Raw genomic sequence first — 9,756 nt, forward strand, 5'->3', positions numbered from 1 at the left:
CCGCCGTTGGGCTGGAATAGCTAAAGTAAAAATAAAATTGGAAGCGCGAAGAAATCATTTCGGTCATTTCCTACCAAGTAAAGCCGTTATCTGCCGTCAATAGTGCAATAAATCAGTCGCTTTGGCAAGCAAAGCCACGAAATCCGTGGCATAACAAGCAACGTTGGCCGGATCGTGGCCGGAATATCAACAATCAGGCTGTACCGCCTACCGTCACGCCGTCAATACGCAATGTCGGCTGACCGACACCGACCGGCACGCTCTGGCCTTCCTTGCCACACACGCCAACGCCGCTATCCAGACGCATATCGTTACCGATCATCGATACCCGATTCAAGACATCCGGGCCGTTGCCGATCAGCGTCGCGCCCTTGACCGGATAGGTCAGCTTGCCATTCTCGATCATGTAGGCCTCGCTGGCAGAGAAGACGAACTTGCCGTTCGTGATATCGACCTGTCCGCCGCCGAAGTTGACTGCATACAGACCGTTCTTCACCGACGCCAGAATTTCTGCAGGATCCTTGTCGCCGCCCAGCATGTAGGTATTCGTCATGCGCGGCATCGGCAGGTGCGCAAACGATTCGCGGCGCGCATTACCGGTAACCGGCATCTTCATCAGGCGCGCATTCATCGTGTCCTGAATATAGCCTTTGAGAATACCGTCTTCGATCAAGGTCGTGCACTGTGTCGGATTGCCTTCGTCATCGATGTTCAGTGAACCGCGACGATCTGCAATCGTGCCGTCATCGACAACGGTCACGCCCTTGGCTGCAACACGTTCGCCGATACGACCGGAGAATGCGCTCGAACCCTTGCGATTGAAATCGCCCTCCAGTCCGTGGCCGATTGCTTCGTGCAACAGAATGCCGGGCCAGCCTGGTCCGAGCACGACGGTCATCGGCCCGGCCGGTGCCGGACGTGAATCAAGATTGACGACTGCAGAAGCAACCGCATCGCTTGCATATTTCTCCAGCAAGTCGTCGCTGAAGTAACCATAGCTGTAACGTCCGCCACCGCCGCTGGAACCCATCTCTCGACGGCCGTTCTGTTCAGCGATGACGGTGACCGACAAACGCACCAGCGGACGGATATCGGCTGCCAGTACGCCGTCGCTGCGTACCACCAGCACGACATCGTATTCGCCGGCCAGTCCTGCCATGACCTGCACAACCCGCGGATCCTTGGCGCGCGCGATGCGTTCCACGCGCTCCAGCAGCTTGACCTTTTCCGTCGCGTCCATCGATGTCAGCGGATCGTTCGGCAGATACAACTCGCGACCACCGACTTGCTGGATCGCGGAAGCAACCTTGATTCGTCCTGCTCCCTGACGTGCAATCGTGCGTGTGGCGATTGCTGCTTCGGTCAATGCACGTTCGGAGATTTCATCGGAATACGAAAACGCCGTCTTGTCGCCCGACACCGCGCGCACGCCGACACCCTGATCGATCGAAAAGCTGCCGGTCTTGACGATGCCTTCTTCCAGACTCCAGCCTTCGCTTTTCGTGAACTGAAAATACAGGTCGGCGTAATCGACGCGATGCGTGAACATTGTGCCAAGCGTCTTCAGCAAAACGGACTCGTCAAGGCCGAAAGGCGTCAACAATACGTCGCGGGCCACGGCCAGCGTTTTCAGATTGGGTTCGAATGGCGTCATTGTCTGTGCGGTTCACGGCTTGCCCGTGAACAAAGTTGATTCGGATTACGGCATTGTAGAGCATCCGCCGAATTGCCCGGCGAAGCTGACTCTGTATTCAGTGCAGCATTCAAAGTTTCCGATGCCGCAACGCCGGCAAATTGTCGCGAATACCTGATAGATGGTGGGGATCGATATCGCCGATTGCAAGACCTTCGCCTTCCGCCCACAACGCCTTGATCTCCCCCCACGGGTCGATCAGCATGCTGTGTCCCCAGGTCGTACGGCCGTTGACATGGCGGCCGCCCTGCGCGGCAGCCAGTACATAGCACTGGTTCTCGATCGCGCGTGCGCGCAGCAGGATTTCCCAGTGGGCCTTGCCGGTTGTATAAGTAAACGCTGCCGGCACCACGATCAGCGTGCAGTCCCCCATCGCGCGATACAGCTCCGGGAACCGCAAGTCGTAGCAAACCGACAAACCGACCTTGCCGAACGGCGCCTCGAAAGTCGCAACGTCGCTGCCCCGTACGATGGTGCGCGCTTCATCGTACGATTCTTCGCCTCTGGTAAAACTGAACAGGTGGATCTTGTCGTAGCGGGTCACGCGCTCGCCGGACGGGTTGTAGACCATCATCGTGTTCAGCACCTTGTCGGCGCACGATGCTGCCATCGGCAGGGTGCCGCCGACCAGCCAGACGTTGTAGTCACGAGCCGCCTTCGACATGAATGCCTGGATGGGTCCGGCGCCGATCTGCTCCGCAAGCGCAATCTTGTCGTTTTCGTGCATGCCCATCGCCGCCCAGTATTCAGGCAATAGAATCAGTTGTGCCCCTCGATGCGCCGCCTCGGCGATCAGCCTGGTCGCAGCAGCGACATTTTCTTCCACCAATGGCGTCGACACCATCTGGATTGCTGCAACGCGCGTGATTGCATTGCTCATTCAGTTCTCCGTAACAGCCGGCGCAGGATGCGAATTCGGTGAGGTAGTGTCCTGCCTGCGTTCTACCTTGACGACGTTCGGATCGCTCCACGGTCCGGTGATCTTGTATTCGAAGGTAAAGGCCTTCATCAGCGGGGCACGCAGGAACAACTGTGCAAGGAAGGTACCTGCACCGATGACCGGATTGACGGCAAGTGCATACGCAACGGAAGCAGCACCTGCATTGATTTCAGGAATGATCACAGCGCGCAGGTCCTGCGATTCCTTGACGATGTCCGCCGAGCCGTCGATCAGCACCGTCGCGCTGACGCCACGCATCTTCAGGTTGTCGGTACGTGCAACTCCGTTGGCGATCTGTGCATTGCCGTTGATACCGTCGAAGGCAAACCCTTCGGAAAAAACGTCACGGAAATCCAGTGTCAGTCGACGCGGCAAGGATTGCAGGCTCAATACGCCAAGCAGTTTCGCCGCACCAGGTTCAACTTTCAGGAATTGCCCTGTGCTGATGTCAAGATTGATATCGCCGGACAACGTCGGATAGTCGATGGAAAACGGCAGTCCCTTCCAGTTGATGTTGCCGCTAAGATCGCCCTTGCCTTTGCGCAGCACGTCGACAAAACCGAACCGGCCTAGTAGATTGCCGGCGTCCGCAATATCAAGCTTGTAGTCAAGATTGGTTGTATTGCCCGTGTTTTTTGCCAACCACGTGCCACTCGCCGTCAATTTTGCATCGGGATTGGTAATCGCCAGATTGCGTATTTTCCATTCACGCCCTTCGGAGGCACGCACGTAATGCGCGAGCAGTTCCAGACGTCCGAGCTTTCTGTCGAATAATTGAAAATCGTCGGCCACGATATCGAGTGCCGGCATCTCGGTGGTCTTGTCGGTATCGTCCAGCAAGTCCTTTACCTCCGACCCGGCCGTCTTCGGCACCACCAGCGACGCCAGCCTCGCCGTGACCTTGCCAAGACCGCGACCCGACGACGATTCAATCCACGTCAAATATCCTGCGGCCTGTTTCGAATTGATGTTGGCCTGCCAGATGTTCGCATCGTGCGATACACCGACGACAACGTCATCGATTTTCTTGCCCAGCAAATAAAGTTCGTTGGCACGGACCGCCAGTGTGTTCGGTTCGACATATTGCGCGATGTCCGGCGCACCGCCCGGACCTGAAGGCGTTTTCCTTGCGCTCTTGTCGTCGTTACCGGCGATCGCCGATGTGACGGCCAGCCAGTCATCCATGTTGAGAGAACGCAGATTGATACTGACCATCAAGCCGCTGTCAGGTTGCGGTGCAGGTGTGTTGATGCCGATGCCGCCGCGCGCAACTCGCCACGCTGCGCCACTATCCGTGGTGCTTCGCTCACGCTGATAGCTGGCGGCAATCGATGTGCCGAGAGAAATTTGAATGGTGTCACGGGCCAATGCAGCATTATCGGAAGTCTGTCCGCTTTGCACGAATTTGAGTGGCATTGCGTCCTTCGCAGCCTTGCCGAGCGGCGCAGGAAAATCAAGTCCGAGACCGCGCAGGTTCGACTCCACCGTCACATCGACCAGCTTGCCCTTGACGCCGATGGTTGCGTTGTAGCGCGTCCCGCCGCTTACACGATCGGCAAACTTCTGCATTGCAGGCGCCGCATAACTTTTGCGTAATCCTGCAGACGTCATGTTGCCATCAGCCTTGATCAAAATCGCGCCATCTTTCTGCGAACCGCCCGTCAGTGCCAGCACGCCGCCGAGAAAAGAAGTCTTGATGCCATCCAGGGTCACACCTTTTTCATCGAACTCGAGTTGACCGTTCGTCTGAGTCATCTGCGGCATCGCGTTCATCAACGTCACGTTGTTGTTGGCAAAACGCAGCTTGCCGTTCACCTTTGCATCAATTATGTGATTCAGCGGCAATTGCAGCTTGAGCGCCAGCGTTGCATTTCCGCTTGCCTTCGTTTCATCCGTAAAGTGGCCGATCCATCCCGCAACCGGACTGTCTATCGTGTACTGCACCAGATCCTGCAGCGGACCGGCCGCATTGCCGTCGATTTCCAGCATCAGGTTGTCCGACAGCAGATCGGGCACCACAGCCTTCACATCGGAAACGGTTGCACCATGTGTGTGACCACTGTCGGCGTGAATTTCCATGCGCGTGCGATCGAACTGGATCGTACCGTTGATCTTGTCCAGCAACGGCCATAATGGCGCCTTGCCATCACTGCCGAATTGTCCCGGCGTGTAATCCAGCACACCGTCTTCAATGCGACCACCGAAGAAGAATTCACCCTTCGGTTTTTCGTTTGGCTTGGTGGTGCGGAACGGGAAGTGCGACAGATCGCCTTTGATACGAATACGGCCATCGCGCAGCGTGCCGCCGACCAGGCCACCGGCGAGCCATTCGCGCGTGAGCTGATTCATCGCCGTCGGCAAATAACTGCCGACCTTGTTCAACTCCAGTCCATTTACGCTACCAGCCAGATCGATGGTGCCAAGCGCATGACCGGCCTTGCGATTCAACGGCATCAGATGCGTGCCGTTGAACGATGCAGTCAACCCATCCTTTTCGAAATCGAGTTTCTTCACATCGAGAAACAATTGATCGTTCGGGCGGAAGGCCCACTTCGCATCCATCTTCAGCGTATTGAACACCACCTCGGGATCCGTGAAGTATGCGGGCAGCGATAATGTCAGGCCATCCGACGCCAGCTGAAATGCGCCGCCCTGATTGTTCGCATCGATATAACCGGACAGGTTTTCAAAACCGGGAATGGCCGGCACTGCGGCCTGTGCCGGAATGCCGCTGCTTGCCGGACGCGCTGCGCGCGCCGGCTGTGCATTCATTGCCAGATTGGCGAAAGCACCCTTGACCTGATACGACTGGATGGCCGGATAGGCGCCCTGCCATTGGGCGGAAAAATCCTTCAGTTGTCCGCGCGGAGAAAAATCATTCAACAGGCGCAATTGCGCCGCCGGCAACGGCAAACGACCGACAAAGCCGGCCAGCGCCTGCAGATCGAGAAGTTTCACTTTTACTTCCGTCGTTTCCGGCTTGCCGTTTTTCGCGGCGATGTAACGTTCGCTCATCGTCGTTTTCGGCAAAATCAGTCCGTCACGACTCTGCAGCGTCAGATCGGTCGCGGCAATCGCATGTCCCTGCATGCCGAAAGTCGGCGTACCGGTGCCCGCGGCATCCAGCACCTCGCGCACCGAGATACGACCGTTCGCACGGACAAGATCCAGCGGTGCCAGATCCTTGCGTAACTGCAACCACACATCGGACAGCGCCAGATCGGCCGTCAGATCCGCCACACGAGCATGATCGAAAGACAGCCAGGCACGCACCGATCCTTTTGCCGTCTGCAGATCAAACGGGAAGTCGATGTAGGTTTTCCACGCGGCCAGATCGGTATTGCGCAGATCGGTGTAAATCTCGCCGGTCCAGCGTGTTGCGTCGGAGATTTTTTTCGAGAAAAGCGGATGGTCAAACATCGCACGTACGTCGAGCGGCGCAGCGATCGCAGTTGGCGGCGTCGCCTTCAACGCGAAGCGATGTCGGTTGCCGCTGTTATGCAGCACGATATCGACATGCCCGAGCAAGAGTTCTGGCGCCTGGCGCAGATTGTCCTTCCAGCGCAACTGGCCGTCGTTGATGCGGATTTCGCCCTGCGACAATACCCAGTCCGCAGCCCGGCCATCGCTGCTCTGCTTCAGATCGACCGGCAAGCCGGCGACAAAGAAATTACCGTTCGCATCGCGCTGCACGTCCATGTCCGGGCGGTCGATATCCAGACGGTGCAAACGCAGATCGGCCGTCATGAACGACCACCAGGACACAGTGGCGGAAACGGAAGGAAGTTGCAGCGCCGGCCTGCCGTCCGTGCCATAGATCGCCACATTGCTCAACGCCAAATAGGGTCGCAGGCCCTGCCACGATGCGCTGATGGCGCCGATCGTCACCGGCCGCCCGATGGCACGGGTCGCTACTTTCTCGACGTCGGCCCGATAATCGGCAATCTGCGGCAGCACCGCGTAACGCAAGGTCAGGAAGACTGCGCAGAAAATGAAATACGCCACCACCGCCAGCTTGAGCGTCCAGCCCAGCACACGGCAGGTCACGGTATTGGCGCTGCGACACGATTGCCGAAACGAACGCCAGCCCGCCTGTAGTTTGCTCGCTGCGGTCATCTCGTCAGGTTGGCGTTGCTCTGTAGGCATCAATCAAAACAGTCGATAAGTCGACATCGCGTAGAATAAAAAACTGCTGTCCTGCACAGGCTGACAGCAGCCGGGCGGCTTGGTTCGCACAATCGCTCAGGCAGGCAGCCCGCCGCGCTTTCCACAACCCTTAGGATACTCTTCCCCATACTGTGACGAATATGCCCTCGCCCGATATCGCCGCCTCCCGGTTCTACACCCGATGGATCAATGCTGATGCAACGCGCGAGCAGAAGGTGGCCGAAGTCGGCAGATTATCCCTGAACACCGAGGTTTTCGCTCGGTTTTTGCAAAACGAAACCGATACCGGCGTGCCGCTGCCCGCCGCCATGCGTCGTCTGCGCAATCTGGTGATCGCCACGCTGATCCGACGTGACCTGGGTGGATTGGCCGATCTGGCCGAAGTCGTCGATACGATGACGGCCTTCGGCGATTTCGCCGTACAGAAGCATCTGGCCGCCGTCACCGCCGACCTGGTCGTGCTGCACGGTACGCCGATCGGTGCCGAATCAGGCAATGTGCAGGAAATGATCGTGCTCGGCATGGGCAAGCTCGGTGGCGGCGAACTGAACGTTTCGTCCGACATCGACCTCATCTTCGTCTACCCCGAAGACGGCGAAACGGTGACGACCTCGCCGGAGCAGCGCCAACTGTCGAATCACGAATTCTTCATTCGCGTCGGCAAGAAGCTGATCGCAGCATTGTCCGAGATTACCGAAGACGGCTTTACCTTCCGCGTCGACATGGCACTGCGTCCGAACGGCGCCTCCGGCCCGCTCGCCGCCAGCTTCAACATGGTTGAGGAATACCTGATCGTCCAGGGTCGAGAATGGGAACGCTACGCATGGGTCAAGGCGCGTGCGCTGACCGGCCGTTCCGACGACATTGCCGCGCTGGAAAAAATCGTGCGTCCGTTCGTCTATCGCCGCTATCTGGACTACGGCTCGATCGATGCAATCCGCAACATGCACGCGCAAATCCGTGCCGAAGTCACGCGCCAGGAGGCGCGTCATCCGGATCGCAGCAACAACGTCAAGCTCGGACGAGGCGGCATTCGCGAAATCGAATTCATCGCGCAGGTGTTCCAGTTGATTCGCGGCGGTCGCGATGCGGCATTGCGCGACCGTTCTACGCGCAACACGCTGCGCACGATCGCAGAAAAACAATTGCTCAAACCCGAGGTTGTCGAACAACTGCTGAACGCCTACTCTTTTCTGCGCAACCTGGAACATCGTCTGCAATATCTGGACGATGCACAGACGCATACATTGCCGGCCAATGAAGCCGACCGCCTGACCGTCGCGCAGATGATGGGATTCGAAGACGTAGCGGCGCTGCTTGCCGCGCTTGAAGACCAGCGTGCACTGGTCGCCATGCAGTTCGACGCAATCTTCAACGACAAGAAAAGCGACCAGGCTGACGATGTCGAGGTCAATGCCGAACTGACTGCGGTGCTGTCCGACTCCGACAGCGAAGAGGCGATCACTGCCTACCTGACCGAGCTTGCCTTCGATCACCCTGCCGATGCAGCGCGACGCCTGCTTGCAACCTGGCATTCGCCTCGCCTGCAAACATTGCCGGAAGCGAGCCGCAACAAGCTGGTCGCGCTGGTCAACGCCTCGCTGCCGCTCATCGCAAAAGTCAGTGAAACGCATGCAGCCACACTCGGTCGCCTCCTCGATTTCCTTGAAGCGATCGCGCGCCGTGCCGCCTATCTCGCACTGCTGACCGAATATCCGCACACCCTCGAACGCGTGATTCGCATGATCGCTGCCAGCAACTGGGCTGCGACCTATCTGACGCGTCACCCCCTGCTTCTCGACGAACTTCTCGACGACCGCACGCTGAAAGCTGCTCCCGACTGGGACGCCTTCATGCGCAATTGCCAGCAACAGCTGGATGAAACGCCGGGCGACACCGAGCGGCAAATGGATGTGCTGCGCGAGATGCATCATGCGCAACTGATGCGCCTGCTGGCACAGGATCTGGTCGGCGACCTGACCGTTGAAAAACTTGCCGACTACCTGTCCGAACTGGCTGATCGTCTGGTCGCCCTGACAATGCATGCGATCTGGAAGATGCTGCCAAACCGTCATCGCGACGATCCGCAATTTGCCGTGATCGCCTACGGCAAGCTCGGCGGCAAGGAGCTCGGCTATGCATCCGATCTCGACGTCATCTTCCTGTTCGACGACGACAATCCTGACGCACCGGCGCTGTACGCCAAACTCGCGCAACGCTTCATCACATGGATGACCACGCACACACCGGCCGGCATCCTGTTCGATGTCGATATCGCCTTGCGCCCCGACGGCGCAAGCGGCTTGCTGGTTTCCTCGGTGTCGTCATTTGAAAAATACCAGACCAATTCCGCCTGGCTGTGGGAGCATCAGGCGCTGACACGCGCCCGCTTCTGCGCCGGCGACAGCAGGATCGGTGCGCAATTTGAAGCAATTCGCGAGAAAGTCTTGCGGCAGGCACGTGATCCGGAATCACTTAAAAAAGACGTGCTGGCAATGCGCGAGAAACTGCATGACGCACATCCGAATCGCACCCAACTGTTCGACCTGAAGCACGATACCGGCGGCATGATCGATATCGAATTCATCGTGCAGTATCTGGTATTGCGTCATGCCGCGGCACAGCCGCGCCTGACTGGCGACATCGGCAATATTGGCCTGCTGAAGCTGTGTGGCGAACTCGGTCTGATCAATGGCGAGTTATCCGAAAAAGTGGCGACCGCCTATCGGACGTTCCGCAAGATGCAGCACCATATACGTTTGCAGGGCGAAGAACGTGCACGGGTAGAAAAAGAAAAAGTCACGGAGGAAGCAGACGCGGTGACGAATCTCTGGAAACAGGTATTCGACTGAATTTCGGTTACCCGCCCTCGTCCGACAGGCAATTAAGGATTGCCGTTATTTTTTAACCGTCAGGTCCGGAAAATCTTTCCCAAACAAAAATGCCGCTCCTGGGG

The 9,756-nt window shown here is 57.9% G+C and carries 4 protein-coding genes; 1 reads left to right on the plus strand and 3 read right to left on the minus strand.

The genetic code is table 11. From position 1 onward, the window contains the following. Positions 1-193: 193 nt before the first annotated feature. The 3 genes from tldD to VN114_RS04850 all read right to left on the minus strand — a co-directional run bounded on the left by tldD (position 194) and on the right by VN114_RS04850 (position 6,779). On the minus strand, positions 194-1,654 hold the full coding sequence (gene tldD, locus VN114_RS04840; RefSeq protein WP_325512543.1) for a metalloprotease TldD: 1,461 nt from the start codon (positions 1,652-1,654) through the stop codon (positions 194-196). Positions 1,655-1,763: 109 nt separating this feature from the next. Further along, positions 1,764-2,573, minus strand: a complete 810-nt coding sequence (locus VN114_RS04845) for a carbon-nitrogen hydrolase family protein (protein ID WP_325512545.1) — start codon at positions 2,571-2,573, stop codon at positions 1,764-1,766. After that, on the minus strand, positions 2,574-6,779 hold the full coding sequence (locus VN114_RS04850) for a YhdP family protein (RefSeq protein WP_325512547.1): 4,206 nt from the start codon (positions 6,777-6,779) through the stop codon (positions 2,574-2,576). 161 nt (positions 6,780-6,940) lie between these two features. Here VN114_RS04850 and glnE point away from each other — a divergent pair, with 161 nt between their 5' ends. Further along, the gene (gene glnE, locus VN114_RS04855; RefSeq protein ID WP_325512549.1) at positions 6,941-9,652 is read left to right on the plus strand and encodes a bifunctional [glutamate--ammonia ligase]-adenylyl-L-tyrosine phosphorylase/[glutamate--ammonia-ligase] adenylyltransferase; all 2,712 of its coding nucleotides are present in this window, start codon (positions 6,941-6,943) and stop codon (positions 9,650-9,652) included. Positions 9,653-9,756 lie beyond the last annotated feature (104 nt).

It is taken from the genome of Oxalicibacterium sp., assembly GCF_035565035.1.
Taxonomy (GTDB): Bacteria; Pseudomonadota; Gammaproteobacteria; order Burkholderiales; family Burkholderiaceae_D; genus Oxalicibacterium.

Coding starts and splice junctions, on each gene's coding strand:
- tldD (WP_325512543.1), bottom strand. CDS start 1,654: ATGACGCCATTCGAACCCAATCTGAAAACGCTGGCCGTGGCCCGCGAC.
- VN114_RS04845 (WP_325512545.1), bottom strand. CDS start 2,573: ATGAGCAATGCAATCACGCGCGTTGCAGCAATCCAGATGGTGTCGACG.
- VN114_RS04850 (WP_325512547.1), bottom strand. CDS start 6,779: ATGCCTACAGAGCAACGCCAACCTGACGAGATGACCGCAGCGAGCAAA.
- glnE (WP_325512549.1), top strand. CDS start 6,941: ATGCCCTCGCCCGATATCGCCGCCTCCCGGTTCTACACCCGATGGATC.